We start from the raw sequence: 21,346 nt of genomic DNA, 5'->3' as shown, positions 1-21,346 counted from the left end.
AGTCGGATCCCATGCGACCGACCGACACCCCACCCACGACGGCCGACCTGATATCCGACCCGTACGGCTCCTACGCCCGGCTCCGTGAGAGCGGCCCCGTGCACCGCATCGAGGGCCCCGACGGCAAGCCCGCCTGGCTGGTGACCCGTTACGACGACGTGCGGGCCGCCCTCGCCGACCCCCGGCTCTCCCTCGACCGGAGCAACGCCCTGCCCGGCAACTACAACGGCTTCTCCCTGCCCCCGGCGCTCGACGCCAACCTGCTGAACATGGACCCGCCCGACCACACCCGGCTGCGCCGGCTGGTGGTCAAGGCGTTCACCCCGGGCCGGGTGGAGAAGCTGCGCGGACCGGTGCGGAAGTTCGCCGACGAGTTGCTGGACGCCGTCGAGCCGGCGGGGCGGGCGGATCTGCTGGAGTCCTTCGCGGGCCCGCTTCCGGTCGCCGTGATCTCCGATCTGCTGGGCATTCCCCAGGCGGACCGGGTCGACTTCCGGGCCTGGACGGACGCGATGATCACCCCCGACCGGACGCGGCCCCATCTGATGAAGGAGGCGGTCGCCTCCCTGCTGGCCTTCTTCACGGAGCTCGTCGAGGCCAAGAGCGCGGAGCCCGGCGACGATCTGCTCTCGGACCTGATCGCGGTGCAGGAGGCCGGGGACACGCTCTCCCGGGACGAGCTGACGTCCCTGGCCTTCCTCATCGTGTTCGCCGGATACGAGAACGTGACCCATCTCATCGGCAACACGGTTCTCGCCCTGCTGGACCGTCCTGAACTGCTTCGGACGGTGCGTAAGGATCCGGACGGACTCGCGGCGGTCGTGGACGAGGCCAGCCGGTGGGACGGGCCCACTCCGGTCGCGATCCGGCGCTTCCCGGTGGAGGACATGGAGATCGGCGGAGTGCCGGTCCCGGCGGGTGAGACCGTGCTGCTTTCGCTGGCCTCGGCCAATCGCGACCCGGCCCGGTTTCCCGACCCCGACCGCTTCGACCTGGGACGGGACCGCTCGGGGAACCTCGCGCTGGGCCATGGCATCCACTACTGCCTGGGCGCCGCGCTGGGCCGGATGGAGACGGAGATCGCGCTCACCGCGCTGCTGGAGCGCTTCGAAAACCTGGAACTGGACATCCCGAGAGAGGAGCTGACCTGGCGTCCGGCCATCCGCGCGCGTGGCCTGAAAACGCTCCCCGTCCGATGGTCTTCGGTCGATCGAACGGGTTTTTGATGCATAACCCATCCTTGATGAGGTAGAACTGTCCTCGAGCCCGCCCGGTGTGCATCCCCCGTCGCACCGGGCGGGCCTTCGTCGTCACCCCCGTCGCTCGGGCCCGCTCAGGATCGCTCGGACCCGCTCGGGCCGGCTCAGGCGCTGCCGGGCGGGAACTTGAGCAGCGTCACCGCCGCCAGCATCTGCAGGCTCACCGCCGCCACCGCCCTGTGGGTGGGCAGATGGTGCTGACCCCGGATCAGCAGCGTGGCGAGCGCGTAGCCGAAGGCCGCCGTCACCGACGCGGCGGCGCGCACCGGCATCGAACCGGCCGGCAGCCAGGTGTCGAGGACCAGCCGGGGCAGGTCGCTCGCCCAGAACAGCACGACGAACAGGCTCGCCGTCGGGGCGAACCTGCCGTTGCCGCCGAGCCGGCGGGCGATGGCGTGGGTGGCGGCGCCCAGCAGCAGACTGGCGAGCATCATCACCAGCGAGCCGATGCCCATGGCCTCCAGCGCCAGCACGGGGCTGACCCCCCACTGCACCCAGAAGGAGTCGTTGGCCAGCGTCCCCAACGCCCCGCACAGCAGGGACAGGAAGGCCGCCGCTCCCCAGACGCTCCGGTCCCGGGCCTCGTCGAGGACCTCGACGGGCCGGTACCAGAGCCCGAATATGAGGCGGTGCCAGAGCAGCCTGCGCGGCTGGGCGTCGGGGACGGGCGGGGGAGGGGCAGTGGTCACGGGCATGGGTGCCGTTTTATCACCGTTCGGCCGGACCGCAGGAGTCCGGGCGGCCCGGCCGGTGGAGCAGACGCCCCGTCAGGCCGGGGTCGGCGCCACGCCTCCGGGGCCCGTACCGGGGTCCGTGCCCGGGTCCGTGCCGGGGCCCGGGTCGTCGTCCCCCGTGTCGGTGACGGGCCCGTCGGCGACGGCGGTCGAGGGCTCCGCGAGGCCGTGCGCCAAGGCCCCGCCGGGCAGGTAGTCCTCGCTGACCTCCCGTGGCCCGAACGGCCACACCTTCTCCTTCGCCGCCCACAGCACGAACGCCACGCACCCGGCGCCCACCCAGGCCAGCGACCACTCGATGGGATGGCGGCCGGGGGAGTTGCGGTCCGCGAAGCCGTAGATCACCAGCCAGCCCGCCAGTGCCACCAGGCTCGGCAGCGGATAGAGCCACATCCGGTACGGGCGCGGCAGCCCGGGCTGCCGGCGCCGCAGCACGGTCACGGCCAGCACCTGCGACAGCGCCTGGAGGATCACCATGACCGCCATCAGCAACTGGATGATCGTCGCCAGGTCGGTATGACGGCCGATCAGAAAGCCCACGGCCGAGATCAGCCCCATCGTCGTCAGCGGCAGCACCGGGAAGCGCAGCCGCGGGTGGAGGGCGCCGAAGCGGCGGAAGAAGACGTTCTCCCGCGCGGCGTCCACGGGGATGCGCGAGCCGCCGAGGAGCCCGGTGAAGACCGACGCGAAGGCCGTGACGAGGATCAGCACGGTGACGACGTCCGCCGCGCCCTTGCCCCAGGTCTGCTCCAGGACCGCCGAGGCCACGGAGGACCCGGCCGTGGAGTCCGGGTCCAGCATCTCCCGCCAGTCGACGACGCCCAGGGTGCCGATCTGGAGCAGCAGGTAGATGGCCATGATGCCGAGGATCGAGTAGATGATGGACCGTGGCATGACGCGCCCGGGGTCCTTGATCTCGGCACCCATGTAGGCGACGGTGCTGTAGCCCCCGTAGTCGTAGATGCCGATGGTCAGGCCCGCCGCGAAGCCCAGCCAGAACCCGCCGCTCGTCAGGTCGAAGGCGCCCGCCGGATAGGTGAAGGCCAGATCCGGGCTGAAGTGGGTGAACGCGGCGACGATGACCAGGAGGACGGAGACGATCATCACGCCCCACAGCACGGCCGTGATCCGCCCGATGCTCTCCACCCGCCGCCACAGCAGCCCGACGACCACCACGACGAAGGCCAGGCCCGTCAGATCCCCCTGGGTCTGCGTCATACCCGGCCAGAGATAGCCCAGATACTGTACGAACCCGATCACACCCGTGGCCATGGCCAACGGGATGAAGAGCATCGCCGTCCACACGAACAGGAACGGCACGAGTCTGCCGGTCCGGTACTGGAACGCCTGCCGCAGATAGACGTAACTGCCGCCCGCGCCGGGCATCGCCGCGCCCAGCTCCGCCCACACCAGCCCGTCGGCCAGGGCCAGCACCGCCCCCGCGACGAAGCCGATGACCGCGTGCGGCCCGCCGAAGGACGCCACCATCAAGGGAATGGTGACGAACGGCCCTATGCCGCACATCTGGCTCATATTGATGGCGGTGGCCTGGAACAGCCCGATCCGGCGGACGAACGCCGTCCGCTCCTCCGGCACCCCGGGCTCCGGTTCCCCGGGCCTCCGCTCGATGTCCCCTGCCGTGCCCGTCATTGGCGCTCAGCCCTCTCCCGGACGTCCCTCGCGGTCTTCCTGCACTCGTACACCGGGCCGCCCCGCGCGTCCATCACCTGCGGAGTGTCGGACCCTGCTGCGAGGAGATGGCAAGTGCCACATTCTCGCCCCGGAACCCGGCCGGGACGTTATGGTTGCCCGGCCGTGGTGTTCGGGAAGACCGGTGAGGCCCCTCGTGGGCCGATTCCGGAGCGGCCCTCGCCACTGTGATCGGGGAGTGACCGTCCCCTTCCGCGCGCCCCGGCGCGCGGAGCCACTGGCAGCGTCCGGCTGCCGGGAAGGCGGGACGGCAACGCCAGCCACCCGTAAGCCAGGAGACCGGCCACGGCATCTCGAAATGATCCACGAGGTGCTGGAGCGTTCACCCCAAGATGTCCATACCCACATCCACATCCGCATCCGCCGAACCGTCCCCGCCCGCCTTCCGCTGGCGGCGTGAGGACACCGTGCGGACCGCCGGCCTGCTGGCCGTCGTCGTCGCCCTCCACGTCGTCGCCTTCGGCGTGCTCTTCCTGCTGGTCGTGCCGAACCACTACACCGTCGGCTCCAAGGTCTTCGGCGTCGGCCTCGGCGTCACCGCCTACACCCTCGGCATGCGGCACGCCTTCGACGCCGACCACATCGCCGCCATCGACAACACCACCCGCAAGCTGATGGCCGACGGGCAGCGTCCCGTCTCCGTCGGCTTCTGGTTCGCCCTCGGCCACTCCAGCGTCGTCGTCCTGCTGACGCTGCTGGTCACCGGCGGCACCCGGCTTGCCGGGACGCTGATGAACGAGGACTCCACCACCCATCAGACCCTCGGTGTCGTCGGCACCACGGTCTCCGGCGGCTTCCTCTACCTCATCGCCGTCCTCAACCTCGTCGCTCTCGCCGGCATCATGAGGGTCTTCCGCGCCATGCGCGAGGGCCGTTACGACGAGGCCGAACTGGAGAAGCAGCTCGACTCGCGGGGCTTTATGAACCGTGTCCTCGGGCGTTTCACCCGCTCCATCAGCCGCCCCGGCCAGATGTACCCGCTGGGCTTCCTCTTCGGCCTGGGCTTCGACACCGCCACCGAGGTCACACTCATGGTCATGGCGGGCAGCGGTGCCGCCGCCGGGCTGCCGTGGTACGCGATCCTGTGCCTGCCGCTGCTGTTCGCGGCCGGCATGAGCCTGTTCGACACGCTCGACGGCACGTTCATGAACTTCGCCTACCAGTGGGCGTTCTCCAACCCCGTCAGAAAGGTCTACTACAACCTCACCATCACCGGGCTGTCCATCGCCGTCGCCTTCCTCATCGGCACCATCGAACTGGTGGGCGTGCTGCACGAGAAGCTCGGCCTGGACGACGCGGTGACCGGCTGGATCGCGGGGCTGAACCTCGACAACGTCGGCTTCGTCATCGTCGGGCTGTTCGTGGTGGTCTGGGCCGTCGCCCTCGGCTACTGGCGCTTCGCCAAGGTCGAGCAGCGCTGGGCGGCACGGACGGCTGCGGCGGGGGCTGCCGTGGACGGGTGAGCCTGGGGGCGCCGGGGCATGGCCGCCGATCAGGGGCGCTCGCACCCCTGATCGGCGCACGCCTTCCGGGCGCTGATCACCGGGGGGCTGGTCCCGGCCGGCTCCTCCCGCACCACCACCAGGGCCGGCCCGCCGCAGGTCAGGCAGGTCCGGGTCGAGGGATCCCGCTCCCGCTCGATCGCCGCCGCGATCCTGCGCAGGGGGTCGGCGTCGACATCTGACTCGGCTCCGGTGTCGGACATGGGCCATCCCGCTCCACGGTCGTCGCTGCTCGCTCTGCCGGCGGGTGCATCGTGGCGCACGACCCCTGATCACGTCAGCGTGTTGGGCCGTGATCACCCTTCACGGGGTGGCACGGCCCCTACGCTGACGGCCGCCGGGAGCGTCACCTCGAACCGGCAGCCGCCGGGCACGTTGTGGACCGACGCACGGCCCGCGTGGGCCTCGACGATGCCCCGGACGATCGCCAGGCCCAGCCCCGCGCCCCCGGGCCGGGTCCGGGCCGCCGAACCCCGCCAGCCCGTCTCGAAGACCCGGGGCAGATCCTCCTCCGGGATGCCGCCGCAGCCGTCCGTCACCGACACCACCACCGAGTCCGCCTCGCGCCGCGCGGCCACCGCGACCGTACCGTCGGCCGGGGTCCGCCGGATCGCGTTCACCAGGAGGTTCCCCAGGACCCGGGTCATCTCCTTGCCGTCCACCTCCACCGGCACCGCCGCCACGCCGTCCCCCACCAGCCGCACCCCGTGCTCGCGCGCCAGCGGCCCGGCGCCCGCCAGCGCCTCGTCCACCAGGTCGTACACCGACATCCGGCTCGGCCGCAGCGGCAGGGAGCCCGCGTGGATGCGGGAGAGCTCGAAGAGGTCGCCCACCATGGTGTTCAGCCGGTCGACCTCGGTGCGGATCTGCCGGTGGTAGCGCGCGGGGTCCTCGGCGACCCCGTCCTCCAGCGCCTCCGACATGGCGCGCAGCCCCGCCAGCGGGGTGCGCAGATCGTGGGAGATCCAGGCCACCAGCTCGCGCCGCGAGGCGTCGAGGGCGCGTTCGCGCTCCCGGGACTCGGCGAGCCGGGCACTGGTGGCGGCGAGCTCCCGGGAGAGCGCGTCGAGTTCCGCCGTGGCGCCGCCGCCGGGGGCGGCGAAGACGCCGCCCTCGCCGAAGGACCGCGCCGCGCGGGTCAGCGCGGCGCTGCGGGCCACCACCCAGCGGCCGAGCAGCAGGGCCGTGGCGAGCGAGACGACGGCGGCCATCGCGCACACCGTCGTCACGACCGTCAGGTCGTGCGCGGACAGGAACATCGCCTGGGCCACGGCCAGCGTCCCGGCCAGCATCGCGGTCACCGACACCGCGGCCACCACGGTGAGGGAGACCATCACCGAACGGTGGCGCAGGAGCCGCAGCGCGAGCGCGCCCAGCAGCCCGGCGGCGGCCGCGCCGAGGAAGGCGAGGAGGGCGATCAGCAGCGTGTCACGCATCGCCGGCCGCCTCCCCGGGCGTCTCCCCGGGCGCCTCGAAGCGGTAGCCGACGCCCCACACGGTCCGGATCAGGGCGGGATTCGCCGGGTCGTCCTCGATCTTGGCGCGCAGCCGGCGCACGTGGACGGTCACCGTCGACATGTCCCCGAAGTCCCAGCCCCACACCTCGCGCATCAGCTCCTCGCGGGTGCAGGCGCGTCCTGGGTGACGCAGGAGGAAGGCGAGGAGGTCGAACTCGCGGAGGGTGAGGGCGAGGTCGGTGCCGTTCCTGGTGGCGCGGCGGGCCGTGGGGTCCAGGGCCAGCCCTGCGGCCCGCAGGGGCGGAGCGCTCGTGGGCGCCGAGCGGCGCAGGACGGACTCCACGCGGAGGACGAGCTCGCGGGGGCTGAAGGGCTTGGTGACGTAGTCGTCCGCGCCTACCTCCAGGCCGAGGATGCGGTCCTCCTCGTCGCCGCGGGCGGTCAGCATGATCACCGGGAGGTGGCCGTGCGTCCGGCGCAGGCGGCGGCAGACCTCCAGGCCGTCCAGGCCGCCGGGGAGCATCAGGTCGAGGACGACGAGGTCGGGGCGGTGGCGGTCGGCTTCGGAGAGGGCGGTTTCGCCGTCTCCGGCGCCGGTGACGGTGTGGCCGGCGCGGGTCAGGTAGCCGGTGACCACTTCGGCGACGGTGGGGTCGTCGTCGACGACGAGGATGTGGTGCATGCGGTCAGCTTCGCAGCCGGCCGGGGAGGGTGCGTGGTCCGGGTGCGGCCCGGTGGTCGTGGTTGTGCCCACCCTCCCCCGGCTACCGCTGGGAGGTGCCCCCAGCCCAGCGGGACGATTGCCCACAACCAGGGGCAGCTAGTATCGGGCCGATGCACGACCCCTATGTCCGCGTTCGCGGAGCGAAGACGCACAATCTCAAAGGCGTCGACGTCGACATTCCTCGCGACGCCCTCGTCGTCTTCACCGGCGTGTCCGGGTCCGGCAAGAGCTCCCTCGCCTTCGGGACGCTGTACGCCGAGGCTCAGCGGCGGTACTTCGAGTCCGTCGCGCCCTATGCCCGCCGGCTGATCCACCAGGTCGGCGCGCCGGAGGTGGAGGAGGTCAGCGGGCTGCCGCCCGCCGTCGCGCTGGAGCAGCGGCGCTCCGCGCCGACCTCGCGTTCCTCCGTGGGCACGGTCACCACGCTCTCCAACTCCCTGCGGATGCTCTTCTCCCGCGCCGGGAGCTACCCCGAGGGCGCCGGGCGTCTCGACTCCGACGCCTTCTCGCCGAACACGCCCGCCGGGGCGTGCCCCGAGTGCCACGGCCTGGGCCGGGTCCACACCGTCACCGAGGACTCCCTCGTCCCCGACCCGTCGCTGTCCGTCCGCGACGGCGCCATCGCCGCCTGGCCCGGCGCGTGGCAGGGGAAGAACCTCCGCGACATCCTCGACACCCTCGGGTACGACGTCGACCGGCCCTGGCGCGAGCTGCCGCGGGCCGACCGCGACTGGATCCTGTTCACCGACGAGCAGCCCGTCGTCACCGTGCACCCCGTCCGGGAGGCCGAGCGCATCCAGCGGCCCTACAAGGGCACGTACATGAGCGCCCGCCGCTATGTCCTTCACACCTTCGCCGACTCCAAGAGCGCCGCCCTGCGGGCCCGCGCCGAGCGGCACCTGGTGAGCGCGGACTGCCCGGTGTGCGCGGGGCGGCGGCTGCGTCCCGAGGCGCTCGCCGTCACCTTCGCCGGGCGGGACATCGCCGAGCTCGCCGCCCTGCCGCTGGCCGCCCTCGCCGAGACGCTGCGCCCGGCCCGCGAGGGCGACGGCGTGGCCGCCGCCCTCGCCCGTGACCTGGTCGCCCGCATCGAGGTGCTCACCGAGCTCGGCCTCGGCTACCTCAGCACCGACCGCCCCACCCCCACCCTCTCCGCCGGCGAGCTCCAGCGGCTGCGGCTCGCCACCCAGCTGCGCTCCGGGCTGTTCGGGGTGGTGTACGTCCTGGACGAGCCGTCCGCCGGGCTCCACCCCGCCGACAGCGCCGCCCTGCTGACCGTGCTGGACCGGCTGAAGGCGGCGGGCAACTCGCTGTTCGTCGTCGAGCACCACATGGACGTCGTGCGCCGCGCCGACTGGATCGTCGACGTCGGCCCCCGGGCCGGGGAGCAGGGCGGGCAGGTGCTCCACAGCGGGCCCGTCGAAGGGCTCGCGGACGTGGCGGAGTCGGAGACCCGCCGGTTCGTCTTCCCCGAGGCAGCGCAAGCCCCCGCCCGGACGCCCCGGAAGGCGTCCGGCGCGCTGCGGCTGCGCGGGGTGAACCGGCACAACCTCCGCGACCTCGACGTCGACTTCCCGCTCGGCGTCTTCACGGCCGTCACGGGCGTGTCCGGCTCGGGCAAGTCGACGCTCGTCGTCCAGGTGCTGGCGGACACCGTCGCCGCCCACCTCGACGGTACGCAAGACGGTACGGAACCGGTGGCGAAGGCCGACGGGCTGGAGGCCGTCGGCCGGCTCGTACGCGTCGACCAGAAGCCCATCGGCCGCACCCCGCGCTCCAACCTCGCCACCTACACCGGGCTGTTCGACGCCGTCCGCAAGGTCTTCGCGGACACCGACGAGGCCCGGGCCCGCGGCTACTCCGCCGGGCGGTTCTCCTTCAACGTCGCCGCGGGGCGCTGCGAGGTCTGCCAGGGCGAGGGGTTCGTCGCCGTCGAGCTGCTGTTCCTGCCCGGCACCTACGCGCCGTGCACCGCCTGCCGGGGCGCCCGTTACAACCCGGAGACGCTGGAGGTCACCCACCGGGGCGCCACCATCGCGGACGTCCTCGACATGACCGTCGACGCGGCCGCCGGGTTCCTCGCCGACGTGCCGGCCGCCCGGCGCGGGCTGCGCGCCCTCCAGGACGTCGGCCTGGGCTATCTGCGGCTGGGACAGCCCGCGACCGAGCTGTCCGGCGGCGAGGCGCAGCGCATCAAGCTCGCCACCGAACTCCAGCGCGCCCACCGGGGCCACACCCTGTATGTCCTGGACGAGCCGACGACCGGGCTGCACCCCGCCGACACCGAGGTGCTGCTGCGTCAGCTGCACGGCCTGGTGGACGCGGGCCACTCGGTGGTGGTCGTCGAGCACGACATGGACGTGGTGGCCGGCGCGGACCACGTCGTGGACCTGGGGCCGGGCGGGGGCGCGGAGGGCGGCCGGGTCGTCGCCGCCGGCACCCCCGGAGAGGTGGCGCGGGCCGCCGGGAGCGCCACCGCGCGGTATCTCGCCGCCGCCCTGGGGCGCTGACGGGCGGGCCGCGCGCTCTGGACGCGTCCCACCCCGTCTGGTTTCGTCCTCCTCACAGGCACGTCCTAGTCGCATGTTCGAACGGACGCGACGTGGGCGGGCGCGATGTGGACGGACGCGACGTGGAACGGACGTGACGTGGGGGGACGGAACCGGACCATGGCCCATGCCCTGATCATCGGTGGTGGCGTCGCCGGACCCGTGGCCGCGATGGCCCTGCGCCGGGCCGGCCTGGAGGCGACCGTCTACGAGGCGGTCCCGGCCGGAGCCGGGCCGTCCGGCTCGTTCCTGACCCTGTTCGCCAACGGGCTCGCGGCCCTGCGCGCCATCGGCGCCGACGGTCCCGTCCGCGCGGTGTCCTGCGCCGCCGACACGGTGGAGTCCTACAGCGAGACCGGCCGGCTCCTCGGCCGGCGGCCCATGTCCGGCTCGGGCGAGGCCGGGCTGAGCCCCCGTACCGTCCCCCGGGCCGTGCTCTGCCGGGTGCTGCGGGAGGAGGCGGCCCGCCGGGGCATCCACGTGGAGCACGGCAAGCGGCTCGTCGGCCTCACCACCCGCTCCCACGGCCGGATGGTGGCGTCCTTCGCGGACGGCACCCACGCCGAGGGGTCCTTGGTGATCGGCGCCGACGGCATCCGCTCCCGGGTCCGTGCCCTCCTCGACCCGGCCGCGCCGGCGCCCCGGCACACCGGCCAGTTCACCGTCTCCGGGCGCACCGGGCCCCGCACCACCGTCGCCGGCGCCGAACCGTCCCCGCCGCGCACCTACCGCATGTACTACGGGCGGGGCGGCTTCTTCGGCTGCACCACGGCCCCGGACGGCAGCACCTTCTGGTTCGCCAACGTCCCCGGGCCGGAGCTGCCCCGGGCCGCCCTCGCCGCCGCCACCCCCGGCGGGTGGCGCAGCCGCCTCGACGAGGTGTTCGCCGCCGACCGCACCCCCGCCGCCGCCATCGTGGCCGCCACCGGCGACGACGTCGTCGGCGTCAACTGCTACGACCTGCCCAGCACCCCCGTGTGGCACGACGAGCGGACCGTCCTCATCGGCGACGCCGCCCACGCCACCGCGCCCAACGCCGCCCAGGGCGCCTCGCTGGCCATCGAGGACGGCGTCGTCCTCGCCCGCTGTCTGCGCGACCTGCCCGGCACGGGGCGGGCGTTCGCCGGGTACGAGCGGCTGCGGCGCGAGCGCGTCGAGCGTGTCGTCGCCCTGAGCGCCGCCCTCGCCGGCCGCAGACCGGTGACCGCCGAGGAGCGGCGCGCCCGCGACGCCGAGGTGGAGCGCCGGCTGGCCAGGCCCGGACGCCCGGTCCGCGACTGGCTCACCGGCTACCGCATCGACTGGGCCGCGCCGGTCCACTGACGGCCGTCGGCCGTTCGTTGAGTTGCCGACCCGGCAGCACCCGGCAGACTGGACCCATGCCGGAGCTCCCCGAGGTCGAGGCCCTCGCGGGCTTCCTCACCGAGCGCCTCGTCGGCCGCACGGTCGAGCGGGTCCTGCCGGTCGCGGTGAGCGTCCTCAAGACCTACGACCCGCCGCCGTCCGCCCTGGAGGGCCGCACGGTCACGGCCGTGCGCCGGTACGGCAAGTTCCTCGCCCTGGCCACCGGCGACGGGGAGGACGGAGGCCCCCACCTCATCCTCCACCTGGCCCGCGCGGGCTGGCTGCGCTGGCACGACACGCTTCCCGCCGCGCCGCCGCGCCCCGGCAAGGGACCGCTGGCGCTGCGCGTCCGGCTGGCCGACGGCGCGGGCTTCGACCTCACCGAGGCGGGCACCCGCAAGCGGCTCGCCGTGTACTGCGTCCACGCCCCCGAGGACGTACCGGGCGTCGCCCGGCTCGGCCCCGACCCGCTCGCGCCCGGCTTCACCCCCGACGTCCTCGCCGGGCTGCTGCGCGGCGAACGCCGCCGGATCAAGGGCGTCCTGCGGGACCAGAGCGTCATCGCGGGCATCGGCAACGCCTACTCCGACGAGATCCTCCACGCCGCCCGCATGTCCCCCTTCAAGCTCGCGGACTCCCTGACGGACGAGGAGCGCGCCACGCTCCACGAGGCCCTGGAGACCACCCTGCGCGAGGCCGTCGAGCGCTCGCGCGGCCACGCCGCCGCCGACCTCAAGACGGAGAAGAAGACGGGCCTGCGGGTGCACGGCCGCACCGGGCAGCCATGCCCGGTCTGCGGGGACACCATCCGCGAGGTCTCCTACAGCGACTCGTCCCTCCAGTACTGCCCCACCTGCCAGACGGGCGGCAAACCGCTGGCCGACCGCAGGCTGTCCCGGCTGCTGAAGTAGCACCCTCCTTTCACATGTGATGACTTCTCCTGTGATCGAGTGGTCTGTCACGAGAGGGCGGCCGTGTTCCTCCGCCCGCCTCCTACTGTGAGGGCGCATGGAGTACGCGCGGCTCTTGCGGCAGCGTCCCGTGATGGTCCTGTGGCTGGCGCGCAGCCTGTCCGCGCTGGGGGACCGGCTGTACGCGATGGCGGTGATGTGGAGCGTGTGGGCGGGCACCGGATCGGCCTCGCTCACCGGGCTCGTGGCCCTCCTGGAGTCGCTGCCCTACGTCGTCCTCGGCGTCCTCGGCCGGCGCGTCGTCGCCCGCTTCTCCTCCTACGGAGCGCTGTGCGCGGTCGACGCCCTGCGCGCGGGCGTCGCCGTGGCCCTGCCGTTCGCCTGGTCTCCCGACGCCCGGGGCACGGCCGTCGTGCTGGGCGGCGTGTGCGCCCTCGGTGTGCTCGGGGCGCTCTTCGACCCGAACTTCGAGGCGCTGGTGCCCGGTCTCGGGCACGCCGGGCAGGTCCAGTCCCTCACCGGGCTGTTCGACCTCACCAGCCGGGTGGCCCGCATCACCGGGCACGCCTGCGCGGGCGCGCTGCTGCTGGTGATCTCCAAGAGCGAGCTCTTCACGTGCGTGGGCGCCGCGTTCGCCGTCTCCGCGGCGGCCCTGGGCGGCATGGCCCGGCGCCTGCCGCCACCGACCCGGGCCGCCTCCGCCGCACGTGTCCCCGCCGTGCGCGTCACGGCGCTGGTGCGGGAGCGGCCCGACATCGGCCTGGCCATCGGAGTGCACGGCGCCGTGCCGCTGTGCGTCGCCGCGACGACGATCGGGCTGCCCGCGCTGCTCGCCCACGGCCACGACACCCGCGCGGGCGCGTACGGGCTGATCACCGCGGTCTCCGGGATCGGCACGCTCATCGGCAACCCGGTCGCCGGCGGCCTGCGGCCGCGCGCCTGGCTCGCCGTCTGCTGCGCCGCCTGGGCGGTCGACGGCCTGGCGACCGCCTCCATGGCGGTGGCGGGTTCCGATCCGGCGCTGGGGGCGCTGTGCCTGCTGTCGGGCCTGGCGGTGCCCGTGGGGACCGTCACGATGCGGGCGCGCCTGGGGATGTACCCTCCGGCGGAACGGCTGCGGCTGATGGCCGTCGAGCACACCGCCACGCGTGCGGGCACCGTGGTCGCGATACTCCTTCTCCCGCCGCTCGTCGACGCCTCGCCGGCGGGCGCGTTCCTCACGGCCGGCACGGTGGTGGCCCTGCTCACGGGGGCGGTCGGCCTGTCGGGCCCGGGCGGCCGGCGTGGCGGCGCCCCCGCCCCGGTCGGTCCCGCCGAATCCCGCTAGTCCTGCGGAATCCCCCGCGCGTCCGCGTGCGCCAGCTCCGAGTGCCGGTACGAGTACGTGAAGTACACCGCCAGCCCGATCACGAACCACACCGCGAACCGCACCCACGTCTGCCACGCCAGATAGGTGATCAGCCAGATCGACGCCGCCACCCCGACCGCCGGCACCACCGGCATCCCCGGGCAGCGGAAGGAGCGCGGCAGGTCCGGCCGCTTGTAGCGGAGCACGATCACCGCCGTGCACACCACCGCGAAGGCCAGCAGGATGCCGATGTTGGTGAGCTCCGCCGCCTCGCCGATCGGGACCAGCCCCGCGATCAGCGCCGAGGCGATGCCCACGATCCACGTCACCCGCGTCGGCACGTGCCGCGTCGGGTGGGTGTGCGCGAACCACTTCGGCAGCAGCCCGTCCCGGCTCATCGCGAACCAGACACGGGTGACTCCCAGCATGAACGTGAACATCACCGTGAGGATGCCGATGATCGCGCCCACCGCGATCACATCCGCGATCCCCTCCAGCCCCACCGACTTGAAGGCCGTGGAGAAACCGCTCGCCTTGTCGATGTCCTTGTAGTTCTGCATGCCCGTCAGCACCAGGCAGGCCAGCACGTACAGCACCATCGAGATCGCCAGCGAGTACATGATCGCCTTCGGCATGTGGCGCTGCGCGTCCTTGGACTCCTCGGCCGCCGTGGACATCGCGTCATAGCCGAATACCGCGAAGAACACCGTGGCCGCGCCCGTGAACGCGCCGCTCAGCCCGAACGGGAAGAAGGGGTGGTAGTTGGCGCTCTTGACGTGGAAGAACCCCACGACGACCACCAGCAGCACCACGAGGATCTTCAGTCCCACCACCACGGTCTCGAACCGGGCCGCGTTCTTGATGCCCATGGTCAGCAGATAGGCGATCAGCAGGCACAGCACCATCGCGAACAGGTCCACCCGGTGCCCGTGCCCCGTCCCCGGCGCCCCCAGCATCCAGGAGGGCAAATGGGCGTTCGTCTCCCCGAGCAGGAAGTTGATGTACCCCGAGATGCCGATGGCCACGACCGCCACGATCGCCGTGTACTCCAGCAGCAGGTCCCAGCCGATGAACCAGCCGCCCAGCTCGCCCAGGACCGCGTAGCCGTACGTGTACGCCGAGCCCGCCCGGGGGATGAGCCCCGCGAACTCCGCGTACGAGAACGCCGCCGCCGCGCTCGCGACGCCCGCGATCAGGAAGGAGACCAGCACGGCCGGGCCCGCCACCCCGTTGGCGATGGTGCCCGCCAGGCTGAAGATGCCCGCGCCGATGATGCCGCCGACGCCGATCGCGGTCAGCTGCCACAGCCCCAGACTGCGGGACAGCCGCTCGCCGTGCGCCTCCGCCTCTTCAGCCTCCTCGATCGTCTCGATCGGCTTGCGGCGCAGCACACCACGCCCCATCCCGAGCCCGGCCATAGCACCTCGTCCTCTCGTCGGCCCGGGGGCGGCTCGCCCTCGGGCGAATCGCCGTCATCATGGCCGAGCGCGGGCGCCGACGGAAGCCGCCGCCCCGCACCGGCCCCGGGGATCAGCCGATGGCGGGCGGCACCGCCGAGGCGCCCGTGCCCCAGTCACCCGGTCGCGGCCCGACCCGGAAGTCCAGCCGCTCGCCCTCCCGGATCGCCTGCGTCGTCACATACGTCCGGTCGTACGCCTCCCCGTCCAGCCGCACCGACCGCACATACCGGTCCGTGCGCGAGGTGCCCGGCGCGCTCACCGTGAACCGTCCCCGCGGATACCAGCGCCGGTCCAGCCGCAGGTCCACCCGCTCGAACACCGGGGTGCTCAGCCCCCACACGTCCGCCCCCGGCTGCACCGGGTACACCCCGATGGCCGACAGCACCATCCACGCCGACATCGTCCCCAGGTCGTCATTGCCCGTCATCCCGTCCGGGGTGTCCGTGAAGAGCGTCAGCGCGGCGTGCACCACGTCGGTCGTCTTCCACGGCCGCCCGGTGGAGAGGTAGGTGTACGGCGCGATGAGGTCCGGCTCGTTCTGCGGGTTGTACTTGTCGGCGTTGTAGTAGTCGTACGGGCCGTTGACCCACACCTCGCGGGCGGTGCGCGCCGGGTCGGCCAGCAGCTTGTCGTAGGCGAAGAAGGCGTCCAGCCGCCGGTCCGCCTGGTCCTTCCCGCCGATCAGCTCCACCAGCCCCGGCAGGTCCTGCGGCACCAGCCACTGGTACTGCCAGGCCGTGCCCTCGTGGAAGCCCGGGCTCTTCGCCGGGTCGGCGGACCCCGTGAACGCCCCGTCGGCCCCGCGCGGCCGGAAGAAGCCGGTGCTCCTGTCGAAGAGCGTGCGGTAGTTGCGGGAGCGGGCCGTGTAGCGCCGCGCGTCCTCGCGGTGGCCCAGCGCCCGGGCCATCCTCGCCAGCGCCCCGTCGGCCAGCGCGTACTCCAGCGTCGCCGACGCGCCCTCGTGGAAGTCCGAGTCCCCCGGTTTGGCCCGGGGCCGGTCCGGCAGGTACGGGACGAACCCGTTCCGCAGATACTGGACGTTGCCCTCCCGGCCGACTCCCGGGTTCCCCGCCGGAGGCACCCCGTCCGCGTTTCTCCTGAGCACGCGGTACGCCTCCTCCTCATGGCCCGACAGCAGCCCGTGGTGGAAGGCGTTGGTGAGGTACGGCGTCACCGGGTCACCGGTCATGATGTTCGTCTCGACCGTCCCGTAGCCCCACTTCGGCAGCCAGCCGCCCTCGGCGTCCACGCGCAGCACCGACAGGGCCATGTCCCGCGCCTCGCGCGGGGCGAGCAGGGCGAGGAGCTGGGCCTGGGTGCGGTATGTGTCCCACAGCGACCAGTTCTGGTAGTACGTGAAGCCGCGGGTGCGGTGGATCCGCTGGTCCCAGCCGGTGTAGCGGCCGTCGGTGTCGCTGCCGACGTTGGGGGAGAGGAAGGAGCGGTAGAGGGAGGAGTAGAAGGTCCGCCGCAGCGTCGGGCCGCCGCCCTGGACCTCCACGTCCCGCAGCCGCTTCTCCCACGCCTCCTGCGCCGCGTCCGCCGTACGGTCGAAGTCGTCCTCCTCCGCGCGCAGATTGCGCTCCGCGCCCGCCGCGTCGACGTAGCTGATCGCCGTGGTGGCCTCCACCTCCCGCTCGTCGGTGGTGTCGAAGCGCACCCACGCGCCGTTGCGGCCGGTGGCGGCGGACGAGGAGCGTGAGTTCTTGGTGACCTGGTCGTCCTTCCAGGTGCCGTAGGCGCGGAAGGGGCGGTCGAAGCGGGTGAGGGTGTGGAGGGTGTACGGGCGGGTGTCCTGGCAGAAGCCGCGGCCGGTGATGGTGGTGCGCACGGTGCGGTTGTCGACGATCTGGACGGAGCTGGAGACCGCCCGGTGGAGCGACTGGCCCGCGTTGAACAGGACGTTCGCCTTTTCGGTGGCCGGGAAGGTGTAGCGCTGCCGGCCCGTGCGGGTGGTGGCCGTCAGCTCGGCGGTGATCCCGCCGTAGGAGCCCAGGCGGACCCGGTAGTAGCCGGGGCGGGCCGTTTCGTTCTTGTGGCTGAACTCGGCGGCGTAGCGGGCGTTGTCGGTCTGGGTGATCTCGCCCGTGGTCGGCAGCACGGGGAGGTCACCGCCGATGCGGCAGCCCACCCCGGAGAGGTGGACGGTGCTGAAGCCGCGGATGTGGTGGTCCTTGTAGTCGTAGCCGGTGCTGTGACCGGTGTCGGGGGAGAGCTGCACCATGCCGAAGGGCACGGCGGCGCCGGGAAAGGTGTTGCCTTCGTTCTCGGTGCCGATGAAGGGGTTGACGAGGCTGGTGAGGTCGCCGTCGGGGGCGGTCGCCGTCGCCGTCGGGGGGCTGACGGCGACCAGCGATGCCGCCACGGCGAGCGCCACCGTCACTCTTCTGCGACCCCTCATGCGACCACGACCCCTCAGGCGACACCGGTGTCTCAGCGCCGAGGCTCGCTCGGGCGGGTGGGGGAGTCAAGGATGCGTCGGATGGTGGGCGTGGTGTTCCGGACACTCCGGCGGACCGGTCGTCACCCGCAAGGACGCGGCCGGGGAAGCTCCGGGATCAGTTGTGACCAGCGGTGGCCGTCGTCGAGCCCGCAGACGCGATCGGCCACCTCGTCGGGGTCGAGGGACCACAACCGCGTGGTGTTCTCGGCGCTCGCGGTCGCCAGCGTGCGGCCGTCGGGGGAGAAAGCAGGAGAACTCTCGGACGTACGTGCGGTCAGGAGGGTTGCCGGCCGTTGCGCGGCGACGTCCCACAGCCGGATCGTACGGTCGGCGCCGGTGGTGGCGAGCGTACGGCCGTCCGGCGCGAAGGCCGCCCCGTTGACGCCGTTGGTGTGTCCGGTGAGCGTGCCGGTCTGCCGGTGGGTGGCGAGGTCCCACAGCCGTGCCGTCCGGTCCTTGCTCGCCGTGGCCAGCGTGCGGCCGTCGGGCGAGAAGGCGACGGCCCCGACCGCGGAGGTGTGGCCGGTGAGCGTCGCCCGTGCCCGGTGGGTGCCGGTGTCCCAGAGCCGCGCGGTGTCGTCATGGCTCGCGGTCGCCAGGGTGCGGCCGTCGGGACTGAACGCCACATCGGCCACGAGGCGGGTGTGTCCGGTGAGGACGGCGATCTGCCGGTGCGTGGCCACGTCCCACAGCCGTGCGGTGGCGTCGGCGCCGGCGGTGGCGAGCGTACGGCCGTCGGGGGAGTAGGCCACCGCCTGCACGGCGTCGGTGTGCCCGGTGAGGGTGGCGGTCGGCCGGCCGGTGGCGAGGTCCCAAAGGCGTACGGCTCCCGCGTCGTCGGCGGTGGCCAGCCGACGGCCGTCCGGCGCGAACGCCAGGCCCCGCACGGCCGCCGTTCCCACGGTGAGGGTGGCCGTGGTCCGCAGGGAGCGCGCGTCCCGCAGCCGGACGCGGCCGTCGGCGTCGGCCGTGGCCAGCGTGCGGCCGTCGGGACTGAAACGCGTCACCGTGCCGGGGACGGGCGCTCCGGACAGGGTGCCGATCCGCTCATGGGTGGAGACGTCCCACAGATCGGCGAAGGCGACGCCGCTGTTGGTGCCCGCGAGCGTACGGCCGTCGGGGGAGAACGCCACGGCCGTGCCGACGTCGTCGCCCGCACCGGTGTCGAGGGCGGCGGTCTGCCGGGGGTGCGTCATGTCGGTGACGTCCCACAGCCGGACCGTGCGGTCGTAGCCGGTCGTGGCCAGCGTGCGCCCGTCGGGCGAGAACGCCACCCCGGAGGCGGCCTTGGTGAGCCCGGAGAGCACGGCGGTCTGCCGGCGGGTGGCCACGTCCCACAGACGTACGGAGTTGTCGTAGCCGGCGGTGGCCAGGGTGCGGCCGTCGGGTGCGAAGGCGAGGCCCATGAGCATGTCGGTGTGCCCGGTCAGCACGGCGCGGGTCCGCCGCGTGGCCACGTCCCACAGGCGTGCCGTACGGTCGGCACCGGCCGATGCCACGGTACGGCCGTCGGGCGAGAACGCCAGCGCGAAAACGGTGTCCGTGTGGCCGGTGAGCGCGGCGAGTTGCCGGCGTCCGGCCACGTCCCACAGCCGGACCGTCCGGTCGGCCCCGGCCGTGGCGAGCGTGCGGCCGTCGGGTGAGAACGCCACCGGGCCGGCCTCGCCGCGATGGCCGAGCAAGGTGGCGACCGGGCGGCGCGCGGCCACGTCCCAGAGCTTGACACTGCCGTCGAAGCTCGCGGTGGCCAGCGTGCGGCCGTCGGGAGCGAACGCCAGCCCTTCGACGTGGTCGGTGTGCCCCGACAGCGTGGCCAGCACCTCACGCGTCGAGGCGTCCCACAGCTTCACACTGTGGTCCCCGCTCGCCGTGGCCAGCGTGCGGCCGTCGGGGCTGAAGGCCACGGCACTCGCGCGCCCCGTGTGCCCGGTGAACTCGCGGGCGCCGTACTGGGCGTACGCGCTGAGCAGGCTGCCGCGCGCTTCCGCGGACGGGGCCCGGCGGTAGCCGCCGAGGGCGAGCAGCATGGCGGCCTCGGGACGCTCGGCGGCCACGACGTCCGCACGGGCGGCCAGTTCGCGGGAGGCGGCGATGTGCCGCTGCTGGCGGGCGGTGCGGCTCTGCTGGACGGCGATCCCGCCGGCGATCAGGGAGAGGACCAGCAAGGTCGCGAGGCCCACGGCGAGTTGCCGCAGCCGTCGCACCCGGCGCCGTTCCGCCTGCCGCTCGGCGGCCTCGAGACCGGTGCTCGCCTCGAGGAACGCCCGCGCCAGGGGGCCGAGCGCGGCGGTGTGCCGCGTGTCCGCGAGCCACTCGCGCACTGAGGCCAGCCGGTTCCCCCGGTACAACAGGCTCGTGTCGCGGTCCTCCCGCTCCCATTCGGCGGCCGTCTCCATGAGGAGCTGACGGGCGCGCAGACCGGCACGGTCGTCGTCGAGCCACCGGCGCATGCGCGGCCACACCCGCAGCAGCACCTCGTGGGCCGGCTCCACGTGCTCGGCGTCCACCGTCACCAGCCGGGCCCGGGTGAACGCCTCGAGGACGGCCTCGGCCGCCTCCCGTTCGGGGGCGCCACCCTCCAGCAGGCTCGCCCGCCGGACGCGGCGGCCGGTCTCCTTGTCCTCCCCGACGTGGACCAGCCGGAGCAGGATGTCCCGGGCCACCGGCCGCTGCCCCGGCGGCAGCGAGCCGTACGCGCGTTCCGCGGTGGCCGCCACGGCCCCCGATATACCGCCGGTCCGCTGGTAACCGGCGACCGTCAGGGTGGCGTTCTCGCGGCACTGCCAGGTGCCCAGCAGGGCGTGGGACAGCAGGGGGAGCACCCCGGCGCCCGGCGGCGCGGCCTCCGGGGAGGTCCCCGGGGTGAGGCCGACGTCCCGCAGCATGACCTCGACCAGCCCCGCCTCCACCTCCAGGCCGGCCTCGCCCGCCGGGCCCGTGATGGCGTCGCGCAACTGAGCGTCGTTCATCGGCCCCACGGTGGCGTGCCCGTGCCGCAGGGAGGCGGCCAGCCCGGGGTAGGCCAGACAGCGGTCGTAGAAATCCGCGCGGACGCCCAGGACGACCAGGGCCGTCGGCAGGCCCTCCCCGGTCTGCTCCCGCCCTCCGGCGAGGGCGAGCAGCGCCGCCACGAACGTGCCGCGCCCGTCCTCGTCGTGGCAGAGGGTGAACGTTTCCTCGAACTGGTCCACCAGCAGCACCAAGGCGTTCGGCCGTGCGGAGACCATGGCGGCACGCACCGCCTCGGCGAAGGTGCCGGGCCCTTCGCGCAGGGCCTTGCCGAGCAGTCGCCGCGAGCCCCCGGTCACCCGCGCCACCTGGTCCAGGAGCTCCTCGACGGGCTGTTCGCCCGGGGTGAGCAGCGCCACCGGCCAGGCCCGCGAATCCTCCACCGGCAGCACGCCGCCCGCCAGCGCGGGCAGCAGCCCCGCCCGCAGCAGAGAGGACTTTCCCGCTCCGGAGGGAGCCACGACCATCAGCGGCCCCGGCCGCCGGAGCCGCTCCGTCAGCTGCGCGACGACATCGGCCGTGGCCTCGTCGCGCCCGAAGAACCAGCGGGCGGACTCGGGGCCGAAGGAGGACAGCCCCTGGTACGGACAGGTGTCCTCGCTCCGGGGACGGCCGGGCGCCCGGCCGGCGGCGAGCAGCCCGCCGAGCCGCCCGCCGGTGTCCAGCGCCTGATCGCAGGCCCGCGCGAGTTCCGGGGTGAGGGGCTTCTCGCCGTTCTCGACCTTGCTCAGATACCCCTTGCTGTAGAACGCCAGGCGGGCCAGCTCGGCCAGCGACACACCACGTTCGAGCCGTAACGCCCGCAGGAGGCCACCGGCCTCCGCGCGGTCCGCGTGGTCGCGTCCATGGCCTCTGGCGTGCACGTACGGATGCTCCGTTCCGGGTAATCGGGTGGG

At 73.4% G+C, this 21,346-nt stretch carries 14 protein-coding genes and 1 riboswitch; of the genes, 6 read left to right on the top strand and 8 right to left on the bottom strand.

Translation table 11 applies throughout. The features are described from left to right. Positions 1-11: 11 nt before the first annotated feature. A complete protein-coding gene (locus K6I33_RS02355; protein WP_229347970.1) occupies positions 12-1,226 on the top strand; it encodes a cytochrome P450 in 1,215 nt (404 codons plus the stop codon). Between the two features lie 137 nt (positions 1,227-1,363). Here K6I33_RS02355 and K6I33_RS02350 read toward each other — a convergent pair whose 3' ends face one another. Beyond that, positions 1,364-1,954 carry a YIP1 family protein gene (locus K6I33_RS02350; protein ID WP_229347969.1) on the bottom strand — a complete coding sequence of 197 codons (591 nt, stop codon included), beginning with the start codon at positions 1,952-1,954 and terminating at the stop codon, positions 1,364-1,366. Positions 1,955-2,026: 72 nt separating this feature from the next. Then, positions 2,027-3,643: an APC family permease gene (locus tag K6I33_RS02345; protein WP_229347968.1), complete on the bottom strand. Its 1,617-nt coding sequence runs from the start codon at positions 3,641-3,643 to the stop codon at positions 2,027-2,029. Between the two features lie 149 nt (positions 3,644-3,792). Further along, a riboswitch (cobalamin riboswitch) is annotated at positions 3,793-4,006 on the top strand. Positions 4,007-4,035: 29 nt separating this feature from the next. Here K6I33_RS02345 and K6I33_RS02340 point away from each other — a divergent pair. Next, entirely contained in the window at positions 4,036-5,166 is a 1,131-nt protein-coding gene (locus K6I33_RS02340) for a HoxN/HupN/NixA family nickel/cobalt transporter (protein WP_229347967.1), read from the top strand. A gap of 29 nt (positions 5,167-5,195) precedes the next feature. On the opposite strand, the gene K6I33_RS02335 is transcribed toward K6I33_RS02340, so the two are convergent. The 3 genes from K6I33_RS02335 to K6I33_RS02325 all read right to left on the bottom strand — a co-directional run bounded on the left by K6I33_RS02335 (position 5,196) and on the right by K6I33_RS02325 (position 7,344). After that, complete coding sequence (locus tag K6I33_RS02335; protein WP_229347966.1) at positions 5,196-5,408, bottom strand: hypothetical protein; 213 nt, start codon at positions 5,406-5,408, stop codon at positions 5,196-5,198. Positions 5,409-5,501: 93 nt separating this feature from the next. Next, complete coding sequence (locus K6I33_RS02330) at positions 5,502-6,641, bottom strand: sensor histidine kinase KdpD (protein ID WP_229347965.1); 1,140 nt, start codon at positions 6,639-6,641, stop codon at positions 5,502-5,504. Then, on the bottom strand, positions 6,634-7,344 hold the full coding sequence (locus tag K6I33_RS02325) for a response regulator transcription factor (protein ID WP_229347964.1): 711 nt from the start codon (positions 7,342-7,344) through the stop codon (positions 6,634-6,636). The genes K6I33_RS02330 and K6I33_RS02325 overlap by 8 nt, the downstream gene beginning before the upstream one ends. Before the next feature lie 152 nt (positions 7,345-7,496). Between K6I33_RS02325 and uvrA the strand changes: the two genes are divergently transcribed. The 4 genes from uvrA (at position 7,497) to K6I33_RS02305 (ending at position 13,517) form a co-directional block, all read left to right on the top strand. After that, complete coding sequence (gene uvrA / locus K6I33_RS02320; protein ID WP_229347963.1) at positions 7,497-9,896, top strand: excinuclease ABC subunit UvrA; 2,400 nt, start codon at positions 7,497-7,499, stop codon at positions 9,894-9,896. Between the two features lie 159 nt (positions 9,897-10,055). Continuing rightward, the gene (locus tag K6I33_RS02315) at positions 10,056-11,258 is read left to right on the top strand and encodes an FAD-dependent monooxygenase (RefSeq protein WP_229347962.1); all 1,203 of its coding nucleotides are present in this window, start codon (positions 10,056-10,058) and stop codon (positions 11,256-11,258) included. 56 nt (positions 11,259-11,314) lie between these two features. After that, the gene (locus K6I33_RS02310) at positions 11,315-12,190 is read left to right on the top strand and encodes an Fpg/Nei family DNA glycosylase (protein WP_229347961.1); all 876 of its coding nucleotides are present in this window, start codon (positions 11,315-11,317) and stop codon (positions 12,188-12,190) included. A gap of 97 nt (positions 12,191-12,287) precedes the next feature. Further along, positions 12,288-13,517 (top strand): MFS transporter, encoded by a 1,230-nt coding sequence (locus tag K6I33_RS02305; RefSeq protein ID WP_229347960.1) that lies wholly within the window; start codon positions 12,288-12,290, stop codon positions 13,515-13,517. Here K6I33_RS02305 and K6I33_RS02300 read toward each other — a convergent pair. The 3 genes from K6I33_RS02300 to K6I33_RS02290 form a co-directional block, all read right to left on the bottom strand. Next, positions 13,514-14,956, bottom strand: coding sequence for an amino acid permease (locus K6I33_RS02300; protein ID WP_229347959.1), 1,443 nt, complete (start codon positions 14,954-14,956; stop codon positions 13,514-13,516). The two genes, K6I33_RS02305 and K6I33_RS02300, sit on opposite strands and share 4 nt — an antisense overlap. Before the next feature lie 112 nt (positions 14,957-15,068). Next, a complete protein-coding gene (locus K6I33_RS02295; RefSeq protein WP_229347958.1) occupies positions 15,069-17,399 on the bottom strand; it encodes a GH92 family glycosyl hydrolase in 2,331 nt (776 codons plus the stop codon). Positions 17,400-17,521: 122 nt separating this feature from the next. After that, a complete protein-coding gene (locus K6I33_RS02290) occupies positions 17,522-21,313 on the bottom strand; it encodes a helix-turn-helix domain-containing protein (RefSeq protein ID WP_229347957.1) in 3,792 nt (1,263 codons plus the stop codon). Positions 21,314-21,346: the final 33 nt, after the last annotated feature.

The sequence above is a fragment of the Streptomyces sp. UNOB3_S3 genome (genome assembly GCF_020740895.1).
In the GTDB taxonomy this organism is placed as follows: domain Bacteria; phylum Actinomycetota; class Actinomycetes; order Streptomycetales; family Streptomycetaceae; genus Streptomyces.
This window is presented reverse-complemented; position numbering and strand designations above follow the sequence as displayed.

Coding starts and splice junctions, on each gene's coding strand:
- K6I33_RS02355 (WP_229347970.1), top strand. CDS start 12: ATGCGACCGACCGACACCCCACCCACGACGGCCGACCTGATATCCGAC.
- K6I33_RS02350 (WP_229347969.1), bottom strand. CDS start 1,954: ATGCCCGTGACCACTGCCCCTCCCCCGCCCGTCCCCGACGCCCAGCCG.
- K6I33_RS02345 (WP_229347968.1), bottom strand. CDS start 3,643: ATGACGGGCACGGCAGGGGACATCGAGCGGAGGCCCGGGGAACCGGAG.
- K6I33_RS02340 (WP_229347967.1), top strand. CDS start 4,036: ATGTCCATACCCACATCCACATCCGCATCCGCCGAACCGTCCCCGCCC.
- K6I33_RS02335 (WP_229347966.1), bottom strand. CDS start 5,408: ATGTCCGACACCGGAGCCGAGTCAGATGTCGACGCCGACCCCCTGCGC.
- K6I33_RS02330 (WP_229347965.1), bottom strand. CDS start 6,641: ATGCGTGACACGCTGCTGATCGCCCTCCTCGCCTTCCTCGGCGCGGCC.
- K6I33_RS02325 (WP_229347964.1), bottom strand. CDS start 7,344: ATGCACCACATCCTCGTCGTCGACGACGACCCCACCGTCGCCGAAGTG.
- uvrA (WP_229347963.1), top strand. CDS start 7,497: ATGCACGACCCCTATGTCCGCGTTCGCGGAGCGAAGACGCACAATCTC.
- K6I33_RS02315 (WP_229347962.1), top strand. CDS start 10,056: ATGGCCCATGCCCTGATCATCGGTGGTGGCGTCGCCGGACCCGTGGCC.
- K6I33_RS02310 (WP_229347961.1), top strand. CDS start 11,315: ATGCCGGAGCTCCCCGAGGTCGAGGCCCTCGCGGGCTTCCTCACCGAG.
- K6I33_RS02305 (WP_229347960.1), top strand. CDS start 12,288: ATGGAGTACGCGCGGCTCTTGCGGCAGCGTCCCGTGATGGTCCTGTGG.
- K6I33_RS02300 (WP_229347959.1), bottom strand. CDS start 14,956: ATGGCCGGGCTCGGGATGGGGCGTGGTGTGCTGCGCCGCAAGCCGATC.
- K6I33_RS02295 (WP_229347958.1), bottom strand. CDS start 17,399: ATGAGGGGTCGCAGAAGAGTGACGGTGGCGCTCGCCGTGGCGGCATCG.